Genomic DNA, 23,556 nt, shown 5'->3' on the forward strand with positions numbered 1-23,556 from the left:
TGCAGGTGCAGAGCCAGGACAATTTATTACCGACTAATCAATCGTGTAATTCACCGACATCACTCCTTTTTTCTCCGAAATGGACTGAACAACAACCTTTCCCACATCGCGCAGCGAACTAACATGTGTTCCGCCACAGGCATACGCGGGCAATTCACCAAATCCGATTTCGCGAAAATCACCCTGGATCAACGTCTGTCGGGCTAAATCCTGATGAATAAACTGCTCTAAAGCTATCTGAACAGTATTAATATCAATTGGATGCGGATTTTCAGTTCGTTTAAATGAGACTCGACCCTCGCCCGGCCAGTGATGTGCCTTTATTGGCAACCAGCCATAACTTTCGCCAATATTGCCAATGATATGCCCAGCGGAATGCATGCGTGCATTCAGAAAACGCCGGTCACTGTCGATACACGCAGGTTGTATCCCTAATGCAACGGGCAGCGCCACATAATGAACTAATTGATGTTGCTGCTGCACCACATGTAATACCGGGCTGCCGCCAATCGTACCGGTATCGCAAGGTTGTCCACCGCCTTGCGGATGGAAAATAGTAGCCTGCAATATTAAAGCAAATCGCTCACCATCAGGAGTACAACTCAGGACATTTACATCCGTAGCCAGCGTATCGTTATCAAAAAATAGACGAGTAGTCACAATCATTATCCTTTTATCATTTCCATTATGATTATATTAATGTCAGTCTATCGTGATAATCCGTCATAACCTCAAAGGACTGTTGCGCTGTGAGCATAAATACGCCTCTGACTCTGCTAAGCGAAATGGCTATTTTCGTTAAAGTGGTAGAAACCGGCAGTTTCTCGGCAGTTGCACGCCAGTTAGGCGTTTCACCTTCAGCAATCAGCCGTAGCGTCAGCCGACTCGAAAAAGCGCTGGCTACGCGCTTATTGCAACGAACTACGCGTAAATTGCGATTGAGCGAAAGTGGCGAAGAGGTTTTTAAACGCTGTCATGCGATGCTTAGTGCAGCCAATTCAGTGATGGAAGTCAGTGGCCAGTACAATCTGGAACCGGAAGGGCTTATTCGTATCAGTGTACCAAAAGCGGTTGGCCGTTTTGTCGTTCACCCGCATATCCCTGAATTCTTGCGCCGCCACAGTAAAATAGATGTACAACTGATCTTAGATGACCGCTACGTTGATTTAATTGATGAAAATATCGATTTGGCAATTCGTATTACTGACCAACCCCCTGCTGGAATGATTGGCCGGCAATTGATGACTATCGAACATTTGTTGTGCGCCACACCCGAATATCTCGCCGCCCATGAGGTTCCCCTGCATCCTCATGATTTAGCGCACCATAGCTGTATTTATCTCGGAGAGACGCCGGGAGACGCCCGCTGGAAATTCCGTCAAGGTAGCAAAGCGGTAACTGTCGCGGTACGGGGCCGCTACGCAGCTAACCATACCGGTGTCAGGCTAGATGCTGTCTTGCAGCATATAGGTATCGGCAGCCTACCTTATTTTACGGCCAGAACAGCATTGCAACAGGGACTGATAGTACCGGTATTACCAGAATGGCGCTTTATCAGTTCGTACAGCGGTGGCTTATGGTTACTCTACCCGCCAACCCGCTATTTACCCCCCAAGCTGCGCGTATTTATTGATTATATTGTCAGTTGTTTGCGTAAAGAACCCAACTTACCCCCCGCGGCGGTTAAATTACCCGCGATTTAATATGCTGTATTAAACCCAACTAAGTCGCAGGTTAGGTACCTACGGTGCAATTACCGTTTTTTCGCCAATAGTGTCGCAAAGCGCAGTTTTATCCGATTACCTTCGGCGTCGGTCTTATGTAATTGCCCAACATCTTCGTTGTACTTAATAATATCCCAATCTTTATAGTAATGGCTTAACTCACCCGACTTTAATGTAAAGGAGAACAGCACAGTACAAGGGAAGTCATCCGTAGACATGGCAGAGATAATCAAATTATAACCACCGGACAAGGTACACTCCTGCATATTATTAATAATAGAGGGAATTCTTTCCGGTTGTAGGAACATCAGGACCACAGTCGATAAAATAAAATCATAGCGGTTGTCCACACTGGCTTCATTAATATTGTAAGTGCTGGCGGTAATATTTTGCAGATTTTCCTGTACTATAATCTGCTGTAAATTATGGATACTATCGCTATTTTTGTCTACCGCCGTGACATCAAAACCCAATAAATTCAAATACAAAGAATTACGACCAGAACCACAACCTAAATCTAATGCTTTACCCGGTTTAACCATTTTCACGGCTTCAATGACTTCAGAGTGCGTCGGGGTTAAATTGTATTTTTTATGATAAAAATCTTCTGCCGTGCAATAGAAACTGAGTTGGCATTGCAGGTCATCTGAACATGCGGCAATACGGTGCCAGACTTGGGGTTCTATAAAGGGCGGCTGCTGCTCACAAGAGAAGCTATGCCTCGCCAAAGTATTCCCCGCTTCATCGAGGATCAGAAAATCCATCTCCCCGTTTAGAATGGTCAGTTTGGCCCAAGTACCTGCCTTGGTATTGTGTTTTTCCCGGAACATCGCCGGTACAGCGGTACTATTCCAGACAGGTAACTCTTTATAACACAGCAGTGCTGATGCATTTCCCATACTGATATTCCTCAGATAACTTAAAGATGTATTTAATATGCAACATATAATACAGCATTAACATTATCAAATGAAGCCGTCGGAACAAACAAATTCGGCACGAGATTTGGTTTATTTAAATCAATCAAAAAATTGAAATAAAAGACAATATTACATCAAGGCATTGTGTGTTTAATCGTTTTTAAGTTTTCGATATGGTCGGCCAGTTTTTGAATATCGTCATCCGTCAGATGTGCTTTGGCCTTATTGCCCCGGCCAACAATCTTGCCATCGCGGCGAGCAGTTAGACCATCAACAATTTCATCACGCGATAACGATATCAGTGGCGGTGCCTTATCCAAGCCTTTGCGATCAGCCGAACGCCCATGGCAACTTGAACAGGTTTGTTTATAAATATGCTCACCGTCAGTGGCTGCCTGAGCCGTGACACTGAGCAGCAGGGCACCCACGCTTAACAACAGCACTGCTTTCATTATGCACCCGCCGCCCATTGTTGGAACAACGTAACCAGCGCCTGCTCATTACGCGCGCCCTGATGCAATTGCGTCACTTTACCACTGCGGTCAATCAGAAAAGAAGTCGGGGTGCCAATAACCTGGTAGCGTTCTTGTGTGATACCTAATTGATCACGAATAACCGGATAACTAATATTCCGCTGTGCCAACACCGGATTGATATCCACCTGTTCAGGATCGGTGTTAATCGCCACAACCACGATATCATCCCGATATTCCTGACTCAGTTTATCCAGTGCCGCCATTTCAGCCAGACAACCGCCACAGCTAGCTGACCAGAAATTGAGGTACACCTGCTTACCTTTCCATTGATCAAGTGCCACCGGCTTGCCTTTTAGGTCATAAGCTGCCAATTGCGGGGCCGCTTCACCCACCACCAACTCTTCTTGTTTGCACGCGCTAAGTAGCAATAACACACCACACATGCCGATAACTTTTAACCGATTACGCCACATGATGACGGCTCTCTTCATTAAGATATTTACCGTGCTGGAGCCGGATTATCCGATCAGCAACACACCCTAAATCTGGATTGTGGGTAACCATGACAATGGTTCTACCCTGACGATGAATATGGTTTAGCAGATCCAGCACCCGCTGTTCATTCTCTTCATCAAGGTTGCCGGTCGGTTCATCAGCAAAAATGATAGGGGGCTGATTAACAAGCGCACGTGCAATACACACTCGCTGTTGCTCACCACCAGAGAGTTGGCTAGGCAGATGCCCCATACGTGGTGTCATCCCGACCTGTTCTAAAACCTGCCGCGCGGCGTCTTCATCAACCACACTGTGATAATGCTGCGCTAACATAATGTTCTCTAACGCAGTCAGGTAAGGAATCAGGTGAAATTGTTGAAAAACCAGCCCTATCTTGTCAGCCCGAAACTGCCTGCGGCCTTCTTCGTCTAAGCCTGCGGCATCAATACCGTCAAGTAACACCTGTCCTTCGCTAACGGTATCCAGACAGGTCAGGATATTCATTAATGTTGTTTTACCTGAGCCGGACGCCCCCATAATCGCGACAAACTCACCACGATTAATGCGAATATTAATGTCTTCCAGCGCTGTAACTTGACCAAAACGCTTATATAAATGTCGGGTTTCAATGACGGCATCCGCGGTGTATTCAGGTTTCACCCGTGTTAATGGCGATGTCATTTGCTACTCTCCTTTCAGGACTTTAGCGGGTTCGATATGAATAGCCCGACGGGTGGGAACAATGGCCGCCACGGCGGCGACTAACAATGACAATATCAGGGTCAATGGCAGTACTGGTGCTCGCAAAGCGATTGCCGCACTGAACACCGTCTGGCCCAATACTTGCGCCAACACATACCCAAGCAAAGCACCACAGACTGCGGCAGCCAGCGATATAATCAGTGTTTCAGTCAGCATCTGACGAATAATATCGGCACCACTGGCACCCAATGCTTTTTGCAAGGCGAACTCTTTTGAACGCTCACCCACTATCGCCATTAAGGTGGTGTTAACGCACAGTGATGACAAAATGAGGATCACCACCGAGACCAGCCCCATCAGCCCTTTTATTTTATCAAGCACTTGTCCTTCAGAAGCCGAAACCTTACGGATTGGCCGAATTTCAAGATCGGGATATTGCTCACGCAGGCGGCTGGCAAATGTTTCAACCTGCCCCACATCATTACTGACACTAAGGAGCGCATTGCTGATATGCCCCGGTTGATTGAGCCATTTTTGTGCCAGTTCAAGATTGACGATTAACATGTTATCCGTGGCGTCACCCGCTTCAACAATACCTTTGACCTGAAGACGCTGGCGAGTCGCTCCATTCACCAATGTAATGGTATCGCCTACTTTGACGTGCAAGCGTTCGGCAAGTTTGACACCAATCATGGCATTGCGATCATCAAAACTGACGCCGATCCAGTTGCCGGTGACTTGCCAGTAGGGAACGAGCTGTTGTAGGGATTCAAACCATACCCCCATCAGCACCACTTTTTCCAATTCGGTGCGGGCCATACCATAAATATAGGGGCTGGAAGCATTGATAAGCCCTTTGGGTGCCGCATCTATAATTGGCTGAAATCGCTGTTGTTCAAAAGAGTTACCATGCCCTGGGCCGATATAGAAATTGGCACCAAAGGTTCGTAACTCCTGACTCATTTTGGCATTAATATCGAAATAAACTGCTGACATTGCGGTGACAATCGCTGCACCAACAGTGAGTGCGGCAAATACCACACTGACCCGTTGCATCCGCAGGCGCAGTGCACGTAATACTAATCGCCAGAACATACTATTACTGCCTTTATGCTGAATTGCCCGATGATTAACGGCCATAAAGCACCTCCACCGGATAGAGACTGGCAATACGCCGGGCAGGGAACCAGGTACCTATGACGGCAATCAACACGGATATCACCAGCACACAGGGCACCACCATCCAGGCAAAACTGAGTGGAGCGCCAAACAACATCAGGCCAATGGTTTTTGCCAAGCCCCAGCCAGCCAAACAGCCTGCCAGACCACCAATCAAGCCACTGATTGCTGCTTCAAGATAAAACAGCATCAAAATTTGCCACTGACGCGCCCCCAATGCTTTCATCAAACCAATCTCTTTCGCGCGTTCCATAATCGTGCTGGTCATCAGCGATGCAATCCCCATTGCCGCAGCAATCAACGCCGCCAGCGTAACCACCGCCAACAGCAGTTGTATCTTTTCAATCACCACCCCTTCAGATGCAGCAACTTGCCAAATTGGCCGCACTACGGAGCCAGAAATAGCCTCTTCCAATTGGTGTGCAATTGAAGAAACATAAGCAGTGCAATACCACAGGTCATATTCTTCGGCATTAAGGGCTTCAAGGTTTTCGCGCGCTTTACGCGACAACTCATTTTCTGGCACAGTCAATGCTGAAACCCGCACTGCCTGGATTTTTCCTGGCAAGCCGAGGAGTGATTGCACTGCGCTTAGGGGTAATACCAGGCGGCTCTCTTCTTCACCACCACTACTCAGCACCCCACTTATCTTCACCGTTAGTGGGCCAGAGGCACCGTTGAGGTGCAACTCATCACCGACTTTCCAACCAGTTTGCTGTGCCAGTTGTTTACCTAACAATGCCTCAGCCGTTGTCGCATCGGCTTTAACTGGCTCCTGCGGCCAGTTACCACTAACCTGCCAATACGGGCTGATAATTTGCTGACCAGTGTGATAGTCCTCTTCATCGGGTACATCAACCGGCTGATTAAAATAGGTCCCCAGCAGCGGAATAATTTGCCCCTTAACATCAGTTTCGCCGCTCAGTAATGGCGCAAAACCGACAATATTGTTACGCCAAAAAATATCTTTGATATTGGGTAACTCAGCTTGATCGAGGAAATCCTGCCCGGTAAGTGGGTTACTCTGCTCGCCGAATAATGACGGCAGTGCCACCTGCCCAGCAGGTTCAATCAAAATATTGGCACCATAAGACTTCAACTCACGTGACATTTTATCGCCAATATCTATCGATACCGCCAACAATGACGAGATGAGTCCGGCAGCAAGGAAGACCGTAAATACCGCCAGGGATTTACGCCGGACATTCCTGAACCAAGACTGCTTGAGCATGCGCCATAACATAATTATGGATTCTCCTGCGTGTCACTGTCTTCACTGCTGGCAACCGGCGTCACAAACTGCTCCGGGTGTTCACGGAAACGGTTGTAATTCGCCTCAGATGAGAAGAAATAGGTCTTCTCGCCATAACTGTACTTATATTCGGCCTTTTGATTGGTGAGGCGAGTTTTATCAACCGGATCAATTACATCAAGCGTTACTACCGTGGTGAAGTAATTGACACCCGCCTCCAAAGAGGCTTTGGGAATGACTAACTCTTTATCGTCACTTTTCCACCCCTCCAACGGTATCGGGTTACAGCCCCCTGCTTTACCGATCGACGGAATGAAAATATGCACGGCGCAGGCAACGCAAATGACCTGATTGCCTTCCATGACATACCCTTGATCACCACACAACAAGCAGGCATCGAAAACCACACTCAGGCGCAGACGATCGGGATAACGGTTAATAATAAAGAAACGTACTGCTTTACCATCATCGGCGACCCAGACAAAACGATGCAACTTACCATCACGTACCTGCTCTACTGGAATACGGACTAAACCATCAGCCGAGAGTGTCACGGGTAAAGCCTCGGACAACTGGGGCGGTTGAGAAGCGACTTTATCCCAGTAGAGTTGAGCACCTGCGGCTATTACCCATGCCAGCAAGGAAAAAACAAAGATTCGGCGTACATTACGGTAATCAGCTAATGCTTTACGGTGAGCAATCGGGTCTGAATTTTCACCGACGATCCGGCGGGAATTCCGTAACGGTATCAAGTAACACAGCGTCGTAAATGCCAGAAGCAGCGCACAAATGTAACTCAACCAGGCATGCCCATTGGTAACTAAAGCGACATAACTGAGTAGTGATTTGGTCAGTGGCACAACCTGTAACTTCATTAATAACAGAATGCCGTCGCCACTGAGTGGCAAAATCAGTAATACCGTTATCAGTATCAATAGTGGCCAACGACAACGAGGCAATTGCCTGACCATCATCAGCAATAATACGGCACTGAAAATCACCCAGCCAAATGCCACGACAATAGCCGCCAAATTAAGCAGTAAATCGGTGTTGATGACATGGGTATTGGTAAAGGCACCGAGATTCGGGTTATTACCCCAATTGAATGCCGCGCCCAATACCAACAGGGCTTGCCAGACATAACCTAACGATCGGCGGAGCGTAAATTGACTCAACAAGAATAACAGCAGTGCGAGAAGTTGCCCCCCCGCCAGAACTAACTGCAATTGCTGCGATTTTGGGTAATGGGTACCGGCCCAAATACCCAAGATAGCCATGAGTATCGTTATCCATACCACCCGGTTCAATGCAGGAGCTGGCCTGAATGCCCAACTTAACCCCAATAACAACGCTACCGGTAAAAAGGCTTGTAGCACGGAAACAAAAAAATAACTCATTAGCACACACCTTGGGCAAGATAATCACAACACCTGCCAGTTATCACTGATCAGCTTTTACATCGCGCGGATAAAAACGCGCTGACCATCCAGCATTAAGAAAAAGCCGCGATAACTGTTTTAGTCATCGCGGCCATTGTTATCAATTCAAACCGGTATATTTAAAGTCATAGCTCACATCAAACGGTTTCCACCAGCGGCCAACACCCGTTTCGCTATCAGTATGGCGATGTAATCCGGCTTTAGATGGCTCACTGATATGGTAAGTAACTTTATAGTTACCTACACCCATCATTTTAATATTGGCACCGTAGTGTGGACCGTCACTGGCAACCATCGGCATGAATGTGCCTTCTTGTTTGGTACCAGTATCCGTATTCACCAAGGTATAAGCGATAGTCAGGTACGGCATCCACTCACCGGCACCAAATCCATTCTTATTGCCTTCGGTGGCATGGATATCTGCCTCCAGATGAATGTCAGCTTTCGCGGCAGGCAAACCCATGCCACGCGGTTCCATATCGATTGGCTGCAAGTAAACTGCAGCAATTTCCATATCGTTGATCTTGATAGGCTCGCCAGCCGGATACTCTTTAAAGGCGAAAGCAGCAGGCGCTGCAAAAATGCTGGCGATAATGCTGCTGGCAATAATCGTTTTCTTCATGGTCATGTAGCACACCCTCTGGTATCAAATGATAATTACATTGTCGTTATTCACACCGGCATCATGCCGGACCATTACGCTGAGACAGTACGACCACGCCGTTGCATTACCCAAAGAGCAACCAGCGCAGCAATCAGTAATATCCCTTGAGGAATCAATGTTTCCAGATATGGATAGATCCCCAACCAACTGATTTCAGGTACGCCCGGTAGCAATGTCGGCTCAAACAATTTACCTTCAATTAGTTCAAGAACACTCTTACCGGCAAATACAAACGCCATTAGGTACATAAAGCCACCGGTAAACATAAAGAAGGGTTTGAGTGGCAATTTGACTACGGTAAAGCGCATGACCAGATAAGCTGCCAGCAAGAATACACAGCCAACGCCAAAACCTGCCAGAATCGACAAGTGGCCGCTAGTGGTACTGGCATCGCCCATCAGGGCCAGATAGAACAGTACAGTTTCAGCACCTTCGCGATACACCGCCAGGAAGCTTGTCAGCCATAACCCGACCATCGATCCACTACTGAGTGATTTAGAAAATTTCCCTTCGAGATAAGCTTTCCATTGCCGTGCTTCAGTCTTCGACAATAACCAGTAACTCATTGAGAACAGCATCACCACGGCAATCATCATGGTGAAACCTTCTAATAACTCACGACTTTGCCCTGAATTAGCAAATAACCACTGGAAGACGAAAGCGGTTAGCACGCTGGCGATTAAGGCCACTACAACGGATTGACGAATGAGCGGTAATTTATCCTGATGGTTGTTTTTCACCAGATAAGCCACTATCGCGGCAACAATCAGTAAAGCTTCCAGCCCTTCACGCACAATAATCAGCAGGCTGTAGATGAACAGACTCCAGTTGGTTTCATCCCCCCCACCGAGCATCTCTACAGCACTGGCCAAATCCTTTTGCAACGCGACGGCTTCGGCTTGTAACTGTTCGACTGGCTGACCGGCTTTCATCAGGCTGACTAAACGAGTGAAATGCCCCTCTAACGTTGATTTAAATGCAGCATCACGTGAACCAACTTTATTCTCCATGCCACTGGCTTCGAACAAATCAAAGTAGGTATCCTGCACAGCCATCATTGCCGGTGTAGTCTGCCCCTTTTGGTACTGACTAATAGCATCGCTGATGGCCTGATTTATCTTACTGGAAACAGCCGCCCAATCGGCATTAGCTTGTCCGTCAGAACTAGCAGCCGATGCCGAAGATTGCCCAACGTTGGCTTGATCTGCGGTGACGGGTTGCTGTTCACGCGTTGTGGGTAAGCCTGGAAGGGTGTCTTCGATAGTTTGTAGTAAACCGGTGACACGATAGGCAACTTCCGTTATTTGGTCTGGCTTGCGAGTGAGATCGATTAATGCGGTAAATTGTTGGTTAATTGCCGCTGCTGCTTGTGCGGAACGATTGCCCCGCACTGACATTTCCATTTCAGAGTTTTTAAAACCCTGATAATGAGCCTGTTGCACGCTTTCGCTGGCCGCGGCGAACTTCCCTTCTTGATATTCGCTTATGGCTTGTGCCAGTAAGTCATCAATGATCTTGAAACTCTGCTGCCAGTACAGTGCAATTTCACTGTTTTCATAAGCTGCATGTTGCTGTTCTGCATTAAGTTTATGCCCATCGGTCAGTATAGGCAGTACCGCAGTGAGTTCACTTTTAAGCCAATTAATTTTATTATCAACTTCTGCTTGCGGCTTGCCCTCCCCAATCATGCGCCGGATTTCACCAAAAGCGGCTTCCATCTGATAACTCTTCTGGGCAGAGATATTGATACGAATCGGGCCTTCGAGGTTTTCGAAAACTTCAAAGTACGCCATCTGCACCGTAGTACGGGCTTCATCATTGTTCTGTTGTTGGTACAACTGAGACGTTTTATCGAGACGGGATTGGATATCATTAACCAACTGCGGGTAATCCGTCGCAGCCCAGGCTAATGAGGCTGATAGCCACCAACAGCAGCAAAGCAGAAAGAGTTTGTGCCAAGTTCGCATAATATGAGTAACGCACATGAAGTTGATAATGAGATTTATTAACATTAACACTAAACAAAGGAAATGTGTCTTGATCCGCATCAAAAAATATTTAGTTTCTTGAATTTTTGTTTAAAAATGCGGCGCACTACGCAATTTCTTCTTAGGAAAGTGCAAAAATAATTCAAATAGAAGGTTTTTTATTCGCTGGTTCTGAGAGGGACAAGAGTAGAAAACAACCTGGCCTGCTGCGGAAATACCACAGGCGTGCATAACCTAATTCCGCAGACAGGCATTTATTTAAGTGAAATTTAATCTGAGTAAAATATTAAATAACTAATTTAATTCATGTGGTCGCCAGTAATCTATTAGAAGAAATATTTAAATCTGGCACGTACACCGTAGCGGTCATCGCTTTCAGCATTAACCACTTTATTGTCAGGTGACACTTCCAATTTAGACCAGTAAGCACCAATATATAAATTAAAGTTATTCATATCCATGATATTGGCAATTTTATAGGAGGTGTGGATCGTGTGAACATCATATTTATCAGGCGAGGTTAATATCCCCGAGGTAACTATCCCTGCATTTGCACTGTTGAAATATTCGATATCATTGTGTGCGTAAATATAACCAATTTCAAAGTTTCGCCATAAGATATTAGCCCCGGCACTGAAGTTCTTCTCATTGGTTGCATCCATATAAGCTGAGCTCAGATTAGCGACAATACCATTGTCAGGATCTTTATCCTGATTATTCCAAGTGAATGTTGCCCCATAGCCATTACGTTTCGATTGGTCCTGAAACTGGCCCTGATCATCACGATAACCATAGGCATTACTGATAACGTTACTTTCCATTGCTATAGCCGCAGAAAGGCTATCTTGTTTCCACGAAATCACCGGACGAACATACGCCACATTTTTTTCATTTTCCAGCGTATTACCATGATAAGTATTATTGGCAAATAACGTGGTTCCGTCTTTTAGAATGGTGTTAACTTCAAAATACCAGTTACCCAGAGTTTTACTGACCAGGAAGTTACCCCCATTGTTGCTGCGCCCACGGCCTTCTTTCATCATATAGATGTAACCATAGCCATCACTGTAAAGATCATTCGCAGTATTACCTGAGTGTTGGACAAACGTATCCTGATTCAGTGGGAACATATCATAGGCTTCAAAGCGACCGACTTTCACCTTCCAATCTTTCTCATGACCAAAGAAGAAGGCTGCATCATCGAGGTTCATATGACCACCAATATCAGCCAGTGGCTGTACAGTGAAACCTGCGAAATTGCCATTATTCATACGCCGATAACCATCCAGACCGATCAGTATTCTGCCATTAATATCCCATTGCTCTCTACTCCCCGCTTTCCAGTCTTTATTTGCACTGGTGCGTAGAGAAGTGAGCTGCCCACTTTTACTGGCAGCATCCATATTAATCTCAACATCACCGTATAATTTCAGATTCCCTTGTGGGGTCTCCCAGGACACTTCAGCGAATACAGGCAATGATAAAAGACTGGTAAGTCCAACCAGTATAAACTTATTCATAATAACCATCTCTATTTAGGATAATGTGAAGTAAAGTATTAGGCTCTCAAAATAAAGGCGATACTCAGCTCACCCATTTTTAAAGAGTTAATGATTTATTTATTTTTATACCCAGAAGTATCTTTTTGGCAAATAACCAGCCATGGTTAAATATTCATATTTGACCTCAGTGCAATAGTTAATTTAAATATTTCTTTGACTTACACAATGAATTTCATTTACCCAAGGCGATTTATCCTCGCTGATATAATAATACTAATTCATTGGTTAATTCACGGGCTAATAACGATGTCATTAAATGATCTTGAGCATGGACCATAATCAGTGTCATCGGTGTTTTGGCTTCCCCGGCATCTTGTTCGATAAGCTTGGTTTGCATCCGATGTGCGGCCTTGGTAAAGCCATCCGATTCTGATAACAGTGCATGCGCTTGAACAAAATCACCTTCACGGGCGGCTCGCAATGCCTCAAAACAAAGACTTCTGGCCTGACCGGCATTGACGATAATCTCCATTACGGCCTCTTCCAAATCAATCATTTCGCTCTACCTCATCAAAACCTTGATTATTTGCCGTTGCCGCAAACCATTCGCCACTTTTTTTCACGATACGTTGCTGCGTTTTCAAATCTAACTGAACAAAGCCATAACGATTCTTATAGGCATTACACCATGACCAGTTATCAATAAACGTCCACATATGATAACCAAGGCAATGGCTCCCTTGCGCCAAAGCACGGTGAACCCATTTTAAATGCTCGGAAACAAACTCAATACGATAACTATCATCTATCTGACCGTTGTGGCTGAATCGCTGTTCATTTTCGACACCCATACCATTTTCTGAAATAAAACAGCGCGGATTGCCGTAGTTTTTTCGTAAGTTGGTTAGGATATCGTAAATACCGGGTTCATAAATTTCCCAACCCCGGTGCGGGTTCATTTTGCAACCTGGCATCTGATAATAATCGAACAGCCATTCTGGCATGAAGGGGGCTTCTGGATTAACCCGGCTATCGCGGCATTTAATTCTACGTGGCTGATAATAATTGATACCGAGTAAATCTACTTTACCCTCAACAATTAATTCACTGTCTCCAGGTTGGCAGGCAGGCAGCTGATCATAATCTTTCAGTAATGCCGTCAGCTCAGCCGGATACTCGCCGCGTAATACTGGATCGAGGAAACTGCGATTAAAAAGTAAGTCGGCGATATTAGCCGCTTTTACATCCGCAGGATTTTCAGAACGCGGATACGACGGCGTGAGATTTAAAATAATGCCAATCTCACCACCTAACTCACGTTGGCGATATTTTTTCACCGCCAAAGCATGAGCCAGCACGGTGTGATAAGCCACCGTGGCCGCCCGTTTGAAATCCACTACATTCGGATAATGGAAATCGTAGAGATAGCCACCTTCGACTGGCACGATTGGTTCGTTGAAGGTAAACCAATGTTGTACCCGGTCACCAAATAAACGAAAACAGGTATCGGCATATTCAGCATAGGCGTCCACTACATAGCGGCTTTCCCACCCCCCCAACTCCTGCATGACTGTTGGCATATCAAAATGAAACAGATTGATAAATGGGGTTATCCCCTGTGCCAGCAGTTCGTCAATGACACCATTGTAAAAATCCACTGCCTGCGGATTCACTTCACCTCGTCCGTTGGGGATCAGTCGCGCCCATGAGATGGAGGTACGGAAACTGTTGTGATTTAACTGTTTCAATAAAGCAATATCTTGCTGCCAATGTTGATAAAACGTTGATGTCTGTTGCGGCCCAATCTGCTGATGAAAACGCCCCGGTTGCTTGTCAAACCAAGTGTCCCAGACAGTGGCACTTTTACCACCACTCAAGCTTTCACCTTCGGTTTGCGGGGCTGAACTGGCACTGCCCCACCAAAAATCATGTGGAAATTGATACTTCATCATACTCTCCATAAAGATTAATCTAATCACGACTTAGCGGGTTTCGGCTGACTCAGCAAAACTCAGTTGTTGCTCTTTTTCCTGGTCGGCTTTCAGCAGGCTGCGCTCATAAGCTTTGAGGAATGGGTAGTACATCACCGCCGAGAACACCATACATAACAGACACATAACTACTGGACTAAACGCCCAATTGGCAGCCCAGGAAGCACCAATTGGCGCAGGCGTCGTCCACGGGGTTAATGACACAACTTGCGCAATCCACCCCAATTTGGTCGCGATATAGGCCAATGTAGCGTTGATCATCGGAACGAAGATAAAAGGCAGGAAGAACACCGGGTTCATGATGATGGGGGCACCAAACAGAATCGGTTCATTAATATTAAAGAAGCTTGGGACTATCCCCATTTTGCCAATAGTACGCAGATGAATGGCTTTGCTGCGTAATAGCAGGAAGGCCAGCGGTAAAGTCGAACCCACACCACCGATCAATAGGTAGTGATCCCAGAAACCTTGCAAATAGATATGAGGTAACGGCGCTCCGGCAGCTAAAGCCGCTTGATTTAGCGCCAAATTGGTCATCCAGAACGGGTTCATGATACCGGTCACAATCAATGCGCCATGGATACCGGCAAACCACAAAATTTGGCATAACAGAACCGACAACAAAATGGCAGGTAGCGAATCTGAGGCAGAAACTAAAGGTGCCAACAGGTGCATAATCGCTTCTGGAATAATCATTCCTGTGGAGGATTCGATAAATAAATTCAGTGGATGCAATGTCGCAACCACTGCCACTACGGGGATCAGAATTTCAAAAGATCGTGCAACCCCGGTCGGCACTTCTTTCGGCAGGCGGATAGTAATATTGTGGCGTTTGAGGAATGCATACAACTCCGTGGAATACACCGCGGTCACGATGGCGGTGAAAATCCCTTGTCCTGAGAAATATTGGGTTGAAATGTGCCCATCAGCATAAGGTGCTGCTACCAGCAAAAAGGACATCAATGCCAGCAGACCGGTCATGATTGGGTCCAACTTATATTGCCGCCCAAGGCTGGCACCAATCCCCACCGAGATAAAGAAGGTCATCACCCCCATGCTGAGATTGAAAGGCAGCATCAATTGCTCGCGATAGGTACTTGAGAAGTTTAACCAACCACGGGCAAAACCCCATGTGGTGTCCGCAGAAAACGGCGGAAAAATGAACACCAGCATAAATGAACCAATAATCATAAACGGCAGTGCCGAGGTAAACCCGTCACGAATGGCGATTATGTACTTTTGTTGCCCCAGCCGCCCAGCCAGTGGCGTAATGGTTTGCTCTATCATTCCAACCATTGCTTGGTAAAGAGAACTCATGGCAGATACCTTTTATTTCACTGCATTAATAAGAGATAAGGCGAAGTCGAGCACCTTATCACCGCGTTGCATACCGTAATCCATCATGTCGATAGTCATCACCGGGATCCCTAAAGGCTCAGCGATTGCCGCCAAATCACGTTGCATATATTTCACCTGTGGTCCCAATAGCACAACCTGATAGCGGCTGAACTGTTCATTGAATTCACTGGCACCGAAAGCATCAATCTGAACCTCAAGTCCGCGCGTTGCTGCCTCAGCCAACATTTTTTTCACTAACATGCTGGTAGACATCCCGGCGGAGCAGCACAACATTATCTTTTTCATTACGTATCGCCTCAGAGTAATTTTGTCATATTGAGCCTCATTGGAAACAAAATGGAAACCGGTTTCCATGCAAACAGAATAGATATGAGAGCGCGCTCAAATATTTAACCACTGAAAGATATGCAGTTGTGAAAGACGTCACAAAAAGCTAAGCACTGGGAGCTGTTTTATTGGATACTCCTTGGTAACAACGGTTTCCGTTATGATGATCGCGGTATAGAATAGATGCAGTAAGACTGGAACCAAGGAAATAGGGAACTGACCAGGCCCTCTGGCCATTGATCAGATAAAGTGGAGTGAAGTTATGTCGACTATTAATGATGTATCGCGGTTAGCCAACGTATCTAAAGCTACAGTGTCCCGGGTGTTAAGCGGTACACGCGGCGTCAAGGAAGAGAGCCGTCTGGCGGTGATGAAGGCCGTTGAGACTCTGAATTATAAACCGAATGTCATCGCCCAGTTTCTGACTGCACAGTCAACCGGGTGTGTCGGTGTGATTTGCGCTACTGAACACATTCAGCAAACAACCAGTTATCTGTTTGCCTTGGAAAAACAGTTTAGCCAGCATCAAAAGCATTTATTACTGCGTTTTGCCGACAATAGCATCGGGGTAGCAAATGCTGTCGCTGAGCTCGCCAATGGTTTGTGTGATGCCATTATCATCATCGGCGCACGCTTTGCGCTGCCATCTCATGATGAAAATATCATCATGATTGATTGTCTTGAGTCCTCTACCCCTAACAGTATTTTATTCGACCACTCATTCGCAGCAGAAACTGCCTGTCACTATTTGGTCAGTCAGGGCCGCCGACATATTGCGCTGTTAAATCATGCCTCTGGCACGGTGGCGGAACAGACGCTACTGGGTTATCAACGGGCGTTGGAGAATTACCTGATTCCCTATAACCGCAGTTTAGTGATGGGTAACGTTCACTCCTCTTCAGAGGCGTTGCAGACACTATTGAATAACGGTGCACAATTTAATGCGCTGTTGGTAATGGATGAAATCGAAGCGCAAAAGGCCATCTCGCTATTGCATGTCTTCAAGCATACCGTTCCTGATAAAGTGATGGTTTTCAGCCTGGATGGTTCAGTGCAATTACCCGGTATCCCAGCAGTGCCAGCAATCGAGTATTCATTAGAAACATTGGCGAGAAAGGTGGTCGACTTAATTGATGCCCGCGCGGGTAAACATGTAAATCCGCAGGTTTTCCGGGGTAATTTGGTTGTTCCACATGGATTAATTGAGTAACGCTAGCCCTTTAGGTGGTAGATAATGCATAGCATTCAGACCGAATATGAAACTATCCGCGCATCTCTCAGTAATAGCGCGCAGGTCATCACCCTGCTGCATATTGGTCGTGATGCAAGCACGGTAATTATTGATCCGACTGGTGCTCAATGGCCACTTACCGTGGGTGATACCCATACAGCTCAGCGCTATTTCCGCCACAATCCGCCAACGGCTGATGAGATGGAAACCGCCATTATGGTGGTTGAAGATGAAGTTATCCGTATTAGCCCTGCGCTGAATAAAACCTCGCAATTAGTCACCACCGATAGCGAGATAGCCGAGATAGCTCTGCTCGCGGGTTTGCCTTTACAGAGCGAAATGCACTTATCACTTGAGGCGGTAGAGCGGGTGTTTGACAGGCTGGCGGCGGTAATGATGGGTAGACCCGCAGCCTCTGAAGGGATACCGGCAGATAATGTGTTTGCCGCACGCCTGCTGATCCTGCGTGAGTTTATGCATCACTTGCAGTTCGCGGCGATTACGATATTGAAGTTGTAAAACGAGCATCAGTCATCAGCGCCGCCACAAGGCGCACTGTCGATGAGATTATAGCTGATGGGATTTAAAGCGGGTTGAACACTGACAGTGGCTGTTTTCGCAGCACACTGCCAGGTTCTTTTTAGCGTTTTCTTCTATCAATACAGCATGTTATTTGCGGGCTTTAGGATCCAGATTATCCGCAGGCAATTCACCCGGTAAGTAATCAGGCAAGCGGCCTGCTGGGAAGATAGCCAGCAGTGATAGCAACGCCATAATCAGTAAGCCAAATTTCAGCGCTCGTAAACGCGCCTCTTCATTGACTCGCACCGCTTCGGCAACTTGTTCCGGTGTCGCCGTCGTCTGAGCTAACACACCTTGTAGGCGGTCATTGCTGACGAAGTTGATGCTGTCCATATTGATCTGAGCCTGAATTTCTGGCGTCAGAATTGGCGTTTCAGCCACACCACGCAGCACGTTAGCACTGAGCAAACCGACCAACAAAGCACCGGCAACCGCAGTACCGATAGCATTTGCCAGGTTGTTAGTCGTACCACGCAACGAACCAACATCGCCTGCCAACTCTTTCGGTGATGCACTGACTAATACGTTAAACAGTAAGGTCACCAATGCGCCCTGTGCCAGACCGAATACCACCAGACCGAACAGTACCGCGAACTCACTCCAGTTATTGCGCACCACGAATGCCAACCACAACAGGGCGATGGTACAGGTGATAAAACCATAACGGCCAATTTTGCGTGGTGTCAATTTCTTGTAGAAACGAACTATCAGCATCGCGGAGAAGAACACTGACAAGTTAAATGGCATCATGGCAATCGCTGTGGCCATCGGGGTACTGCCCTGCACTATCTGGATATACAACGGCACTGAGAAGTTCAACATCGCTTCCAGTGCGACCACAGCAAACATAGCGAATACTGCCGCTTTTTCCGTAGATGAGGTAATCACTTCCAGTGCCAGTAACGGTGTTTTACCTTGTTCCTGACGGCGACGGGTCCAAACCACAAACGCCTGACCCAGCACAATACCCAATACAATCATGAAGGGCGCGGGTGAGAAGCCTAACAAATCAAAGGGCGCACCATCACGCACCAGACCGAAGCCCCAGCGGTTCAGGTTATTAAAACCAAACGACAGCAGAATAATCGCCGATGCCGCCAGTACCACCCCAAACACATCGATGCCCACTTCAGGACGACCGTTATCAGATTTCAATCGGAAACTCAGCACAAAGATCACGGCCGATAACACAATCAAAATACCGAACGCTGGACGCCAGCCGATATAGGTACCCAGGACACCACCAATCAGAAACGCCGCGACACCCGCACCGGCTCGAGCTGAGCCTAAAGCACCGAGCGCCGTCGCCTGTTGTGTACCACGGTAGTTTTCAGCAATCAAAGCGACCAGAGCTGGCACCAAAGCCGCCCCCGCCAAGCCACTTAATGCTTGCGCACTGATCATTACAGTAACATTCGGGCTGAATGTCATCATGACCTGCGCGATACCAAACAGCAGTACTGTGCTGCGAAATACCACCAGCGGCCCAAAACGTTGGTTGAGTTTGGCGCCCAACATCACGAAGCCCGCAACAGATAATGAGTACATAACAATCGCGGTGGCGATCGTGGTGGGTGGCACATTAAAACTTTTTACCATCCCACCCAATGCGACCGGTAGGGAAGCAACGTTGAATGACATCAGAATCTGGGCTAATGCGATGGTTATCATCGGCACCCAGGATTCTTTAACTTCCGCGCCAGCGCGGTGAGTTGATTGATTCGCCATAAATTCTCTGTCCTTTTGACATGTATTCTTGTTTTCGAGCCCTTTGGCTTGCGAGATAATTTCGTCTACCAAGTACTCTCGTTCTTAAATCAACCTTGCACACGAAACAATATGACTGTCAGCGCAATGCTCAGATCGTGTAACTCAACTCTTTTCGGTGTAAGGCTCAGAAACAAACATGTCCATCCCAAGACTACGTGATAAGAACCGGGCAGCCAGTTGCCCTTTAACGCTGTTACCCGCACTGTCGAGTAGCGGTGCAAACGTCCCTAACCCCCCCTTTCCAGGTGACACCGTCACAATTCCACCACCAATACCGCTTTTGCCCGGCAGACCAATGTCATAAAGCCAGTCACCAGACGTTTCGTACAACCCTGCTGTTACCATTACCGCTAATGCGTAATGGCATACATCGTTGTCCACCACCCGCTCGCGAGTCAGTGGGTTAACCCCACCATCAGCCAGTGTCGCGCCCATCACCGCAAGATCTTTGGCGCTGACATTCAGCGAACATTGGCGGGTATATAAGTCGGTAGCAATAAGAGGATCGCACCCCAGACGGCCATAACCATGCAGCACATTAGCGATACCACGGTTGCGGAAGTTGGTTTCACAAGCAGATTGATACACTTCTTCGTTTAGTGTCAGCTTGCGTCCGGCAAAACGGCACAATCCGTCATAGATAAATTTCCACTGCTCATCACTGGTTGATCCAGGTACCAGACTGGTGGTGGCAATCGCACCGGAGTTCACCATCGGGTTAGTGCGGCCATCTGGCGTGCGTTCAATCGCAGTAACGGAGTTAAATGCCATACCGGTGCTGTTCACGCCCAGTTTTTCACGTGCAACTTTGGCTCCGATAGCCTGACAAACCAGCGCAAACACAAAGGGTTTGGAGACACTCATGATGGTAAACTCAACATCTACATCACCGGCAGAATGCACTTTACCGTTGGTGCCAACCATGCAGACGCCAAACAGATTCGGCGAAACGCGTTCCAATGCAGGATAAACGCTAGAAACTACACCTTCGGTATCTGCACCAAAACGTTTATGAGCTTCTTGCACCAATTTAACCACAGTGTCTGGGTCAGGTAGATGCCCGGTGGATACGTAGTCGATAATTCCATTCTTGCTATCATCTGTAGGCATATTCGCTATCTCCCGTTTACCTTTTGTTTATTTTTCTGTCTTTTTTTTGCCTCTACCACTTATTTTAGGCGACAGTAATACTTTCACATTTTAATTTATATAAAATGGTAATAATGAATCTTGGCTTCTTTCACCTTTGGTTTTATCAATTAATCATGAAATTCTTAAGCTAAGATAGCTTAGGTTTAGAAAGCTGTATATCAGTTGTTTTCAATAAGATTGATTATTTTTGGTCAGACGAGAGAACAACGATACTATTGCAGTATCATGACATTAGCGATATGTGATAGGCGTAACGACGTAGGAATGATTTAATTAGCGGTAGTAGATTAGTAGGTAAGCTGACATTAAATTAGCATAATAGTGAGTGATTACTGGCAAAGTGTTGGGGAATAATCGCCACAGGGAAAGTGAATGTAATAAGAATCCGCCTGGCCTGCGGACTCTTATTATTAGTTTATTCCTATCGACTGCTGTTCTTTATACCAAGACCCATGCCAACCATACCAAAGCAAATCCGGTTAGCCCCATCAGCGTCGTCAATACTGTCCAGGTTTTTAATCCATCAGCGACGGAAAGCCCCAGATAACGTGTTACCACCCAAAATCCAGCATCATTAACATGGGATAACCCCAAGCCACCAAAACACGCCGAAAGGGTCACCAATACTAACTGCATGCTATCAAGCCCGGTAACCGCTTGGGTCAGCAAACCACTGGTAGTCAGGATTGCCACGGTAGCCGAGCCTTGAGAAGCACGTAATGCCAGCGAGAGCAGAAAAGCCGCGGGAATTAAAGGCAAGTGGATAGCTTCCAGTGAAACCGCCAATGCTTTGCCAACACCAGACTCAACCAGAACCTTACCAAAAGCGCCACCAGCGCCAGCAACCATAATGACCGCCGCCGACGTTGGAATAGCATCCCCCATAATCTGTTCTATTTTGTCCTTGCCCCAGCCACGGCGAATACCCAACAGATAGGTTGCTAACCCCAGAGCAATTAACAATGCAATGGCGGGCGTACCGATAAGCACAATAACCTCCCGCAGCAAGCTCTCTTCAGGCAACTCGGTAGCAGCCAACGAACCTAGCATGATCAAGGCGATGGGAATAATGATAAGTGAAGCAATTAAACCCGCCCCCGGGATTTGGTCACGAATATCCTTCGCCGGTTCAGCAGCAATCCCGGTTTCAGGTTTTGCCAACTGCAACTGCTCCAAAACGTCAATTGAAAGCGCATAGTTACGCCGATTCATACTCTTCGCGACCCAATACCCTATCAGCCCGACTGGAATAGAGATAAGGATGCCAATCATCATTAGCCGCCCCATATCCGCACCCAATAGCCCAGCCGCCGCCGCTGCTCCCGGATGAGTTGGCAAGGCCACATGTACTGTTAGCATGACCCCGGCCATAGGTAGGCCAAATTTAATGGGTGATACTTTAGCAACTTTAGCGAAACCATAAATAAGCGGGATAACAATGATAAAGCCAACTTCAAAAAATACCGGGATCCCCAAAATAAAGGCAGTCAGGGTTAATGCCATGACCGTGCGCTTGATCCCCAATGAGCCAGTAAATCGTTGAGCCAGAGATTCCGCACCACCGGAGGCTTCAATCAGCCCTCCCAGCATTGACCCAAGCACAATAATTATGGTTATCGAACCAAGCAATCCGCCCATACCGGACATAATCACTTTCATGATATTACTGACCGGAATACCTGTTGCTATTGCAACCAACAGACTGACAACCAATAACGCAACAAAGGGATGGACCTTGGCTTTAATGACTAATATTAATAAAAGTAAAACGCTGGCAACAGCAATAGTCAGCAGTAGGGAGGTAGACATTATTTAAACCTCGATAACAAAAAATATTACATAGGTTGTTTGTTATGTGCTTATTGGCACTTTTCTATTAATCTTATTCTGAGCCACACCCGCCTAATGCGAGTAACGAAGAAATAGCGCGCGGCCGCCAAACGACATCACGATGTTTTCTCGACTCTGTAATTATTATTTCTGTGATTCAAACAACCCGGTGAAGTGTTCGATGACAGCAGCTATGATTGGTAAGTTTTTATCCAGCCTAAGCCTGCCATCGTATTAGCCCGTGGTTGATACTCGCAACCAATCCAGCCGCTATAGTTAATACTATCGAGTAGATCGAATAAGTACGGGTAGTTAATCTCCCCTTCATCTGGCTCATGACGATTCGGTACCGAGGCAATTTGAATATGGCCATAGCGCCCAGCTAAAGAGGTAATTAACTGACTGAGGTTGCCATCCACTATTTGCGCATGGAAGAGATCCAATTGGGTAAATACATTAGGGCGGTCAATAACATTAGCCAGTTCCAAGGTTTGATACTGACTGGAAAAAAGATAATTAGGTTTTATTTTCGGGTTTAACGCCTCAATCATTACCTTAATATTATGTTCGGCAAAGCGGTCAGCCGCATAGCGAATATTTTCAACAAATGTCTGCTGATAAACTGCACGATCAGCCCCCACCGGCACCACACCGGCCATCACATGGACTGACGGGCACCCCAGCACTAATGCATATTCCAACGCCAAATCTATATCGCGGCGCGCCTCTTGCTCCCGGCCAGGTAGTGCCGTCAGCCCCCATTCACCGCTACTGGTATTTCCAGGTGCGGTATTAAACAGCACTTGCTGCAAACTGTTTTCTGCCAGTGTCTGTGCAAGAAGTGCCGCCGGATAGTCGTAAGGGAATAGAAATTCCACCGCACTGAAACCGGCATCTTTGGCCGCCTTAAAGCGATCCAGGAAAGGAACCTCGGTAAACATCATTGATAAATTAGCCGCAAACTTAGGCATCT

Annotated in this window: 22 protein-coding genes; 3 read left to right on the top strand and 19 right to left on the bottom strand. The window is 46.8% G+C overall.

Going from position 1 to position 23,556, the window contains the following annotated elements; genetic code table 11:
- Positions 1-33: 33 nt before the first annotated feature.
- Positions 34-660 carry an alanyl-tRNA editing protein gene (locus V1955_RS12315; protein ID WP_420073614.1) on the bottom strand — a complete coding sequence of 209 codons (627 nt, stop codon included), beginning with the start codon at positions 658-660 and terminating at the stop codon, positions 34-36.
- Positions 661-749: 89 nt separating this feature from the next.
- Between V1955_RS12315 and V1955_RS12320 the strand changes: the two genes are divergently transcribed.
- Positions 750-1,703 (top strand): LysR family transcriptional regulator, encoded by a 954-nt coding sequence (locus tag V1955_RS12320; protein ID WP_372569100.1) that lies wholly within the window; start codon positions 750-752, stop codon positions 1,701-1,703.
- A gap of 50 nt (positions 1,704-1,753) precedes the next feature.
- Here V1955_RS12320 and tehB read toward each other — a convergent pair whose 3' ends face one another.
- The 14 genes from tehB to V1955_RS12390 all read right to left on the bottom strand — a co-directional run bounded on the left by tehB (position 1,754) and on the right by V1955_RS12390 (position 15,976).
- Positions 1,754-2,623 (bottom strand): SAM-dependent methyltransferase TehB, encoded by an 870-nt coding sequence (tehB, locus tag V1955_RS12325; protein WP_442820945.1) that lies wholly within the window; start codon positions 2,621-2,623, stop codon positions 1,754-1,756.
- Positions 2,624-2,778: 155 nt separating this feature from the next.
- Positions 2,779-3,096 carry a c-type cytochrome gene (locus tag V1955_RS12330; RefSeq protein WP_372569098.1) on the bottom strand — a complete coding sequence of 106 codons (318 nt, stop codon included), beginning with the start codon at positions 3,094-3,096 and terminating at the stop codon, positions 2,779-2,781.
- Entirely contained in the window at positions 3,096-3,563 is a 468-nt protein-coding gene (locus V1955_RS12335; protein WP_193784819.1) for a TlpA family protein disulfide reductase, read from the bottom strand. The genes V1955_RS12330 and V1955_RS12335 overlap by 1 nt, the downstream gene beginning before the upstream one ends.
- 19 nt (positions 3,564-3,582) lie before the next feature.
- Complete coding sequence (locus tag V1955_RS12340) at positions 3,583-4,296, bottom strand: ABC transporter ATP-binding protein (RefSeq protein ID WP_083159071.1); 714 nt, start codon at positions 4,294-4,296, stop codon at positions 3,583-3,585.
- Between the two features lie 3 nt (positions 4,297-4,299).
- Positions 4,300-5,412 carry an ABC transporter permease gene (locus V1955_RS12345; protein ID WP_193784820.1) on the bottom strand — a complete coding sequence of 371 codons (1,113 nt, stop codon included), beginning with the start codon at positions 5,410-5,412 and terminating at the stop codon, positions 4,300-4,302.
- 34 nt (positions 5,413-5,446) lie between these two features.
- A complete protein-coding gene (locus V1955_RS12350; RefSeq protein ID WP_083159073.1) occupies positions 5,447-6,739 on the bottom strand; it encodes an ABC transporter permease in 1,293 nt (430 codons plus the stop codon).
- Between the two features lie 2 nt (positions 6,740-6,741).
- Entirely contained in the window at positions 6,742-8,145 is a 1,404-nt protein-coding gene (locus V1955_RS12355; RefSeq protein ID WP_442820946.1) for a Fe-S-containing protein, read from the bottom strand.
- Between the two features lie 142 nt (positions 8,146-8,287).
- The gene (locus tag V1955_RS12360) at positions 8,288-8,815 is read right to left on the bottom strand and encodes an iron transporter (protein WP_083159075.1); all 528 of its coding nucleotides are present in this window, start codon (positions 8,813-8,815) and stop codon (positions 8,288-8,290) included.
- 68 nt (positions 8,816-8,883) lie between these two features.
- A complete protein-coding gene (locus tag V1955_RS12365; RefSeq protein ID WP_420073618.1) occupies positions 8,884-10,818 on the bottom strand; it encodes an FTR1 family iron permease in 1,935 nt (644 codons plus the stop codon).
- 347 nt (positions 10,819-11,165) lie between these two features.
- A complete protein-coding gene (locus tag V1955_RS12370) occupies positions 11,166-12,368 on the bottom strand; it encodes a carbohydrate porin (protein WP_442820947.1) in 1,203 nt (400 codons plus the stop codon).
- A gap of 223 nt (positions 12,369-12,591) precedes the next feature.
- The gene (locus V1955_RS12375; protein ID WP_083159078.1) at positions 12,592-12,897 is read right to left on the bottom strand and encodes a PTS lactose/cellobiose transporter subunit IIA; all 306 of its coding nucleotides are present in this window, start codon (positions 12,895-12,897) and stop codon (positions 12,592-12,594) included.
- Positions 12,890-14,290 carry a glycoside hydrolase family 1 protein gene (locus tag V1955_RS12380; protein ID WP_420073727.1) on the bottom strand — a complete coding sequence of 467 codons (1,401 nt, stop codon included), beginning with the start codon at positions 14,288-14,290 and terminating at the stop codon, positions 12,890-12,892. Before V1955_RS12380 ends, V1955_RS12375 begins: the two co-directional genes overlap by 8 nt.
- A 33-nt stretch (positions 14,291-14,323) precedes the next feature.
- Positions 14,324-15,649, bottom strand: a complete 1,326-nt coding sequence (locus tag V1955_RS12385) for a PTS sugar transporter subunit IIC (RefSeq protein ID WP_083159080.1) — start codon at positions 15,647-15,649, stop codon at positions 14,324-14,326.
- A gap of 12 nt (positions 15,650-15,661) precedes the next feature.
- Positions 15,662-15,976 (bottom strand): PTS sugar transporter subunit IIB, encoded by a 315-nt coding sequence (locus tag V1955_RS12390; protein ID WP_042569652.1) that lies wholly within the window; start codon positions 15,974-15,976, stop codon positions 15,662-15,664.
- Between the two features lie 304 nt (positions 15,977-16,280).
- Here V1955_RS12390 and V1955_RS12395 point away from each other — a divergent pair, with 304 nt between their 5' ends.
- Both V1955_RS12395 and V1955_RS12400 read left to right on the top strand, forming a co-directional pair.
- Positions 16,281-17,228: a LacI family DNA-binding transcriptional regulator gene (locus tag V1955_RS12395; protein WP_083159081.1), complete on the top strand. Its 948-nt coding sequence runs from the start codon at positions 16,281-16,283 to the stop codon at positions 17,226-17,228.
- A 24-nt stretch (positions 17,229-17,252) separates the two neighbouring features.
- Positions 17,253-17,768, top strand: coding sequence for a hypothetical protein (locus V1955_RS12400; RefSeq protein WP_083159082.1), 516 nt, complete (start codon positions 17,253-17,255; stop codon positions 17,766-17,768).
- 150 nt (positions 17,769-17,918) lie between these two features.
- Here the strand turns inward: V1955_RS12400 and V1955_RS12405 are convergent, their stop codons facing one another.
- From V1955_RS12405 to otnI, 4 genes are all read right to left on the bottom strand, one after another.
- Positions 17,919-19,559 (bottom strand): MFS transporter, encoded by a 1,641-nt coding sequence (locus tag V1955_RS12405; protein ID WP_083159083.1) that lies wholly within the window; start codon positions 19,557-19,559, stop codon positions 17,919-17,921.
- Between the two features lie 144 nt (positions 19,560-19,703).
- A complete protein-coding gene (gene glsA, locus V1955_RS12410; protein WP_083159084.1) occupies positions 19,704-20,711 on the bottom strand; it encodes a glutaminase A in 1,008 nt (335 codons plus the stop codon).
- Between the two features lie 480 nt (positions 20,712-21,191).
- A complete protein-coding gene (locus tag V1955_RS12415; protein WP_442820948.1) occupies positions 21,192-22,562 on the bottom strand; it encodes a GntP family transporter in 1,371 nt (456 codons plus the stop codon).
- A 212-nt stretch (positions 22,563-22,774) separates the two neighbouring features.
- Complete coding sequence (gene otnI / locus V1955_RS12420) at positions 22,775-23,554, bottom strand: 2-oxo-tetronate isomerase (RefSeq protein ID WP_442820949.1); 780 nt, start codon at positions 23,552-23,554, stop codon at positions 22,775-22,777.
- Between the last annotated feature and the right edge of the window lie 2 nt (positions 23,555-23,556).

Origin of the sequence: Yersinia sp. 2545 StPb PI (genome assembly GCF_052217125.1) — a bacterium.
Taxonomy (GTDB): domain Bacteria; phylum Pseudomonadota; class Gammaproteobacteria; order Enterobacterales; family Enterobacteriaceae; genus Yersinia; species Yersinia enterocolitica_E.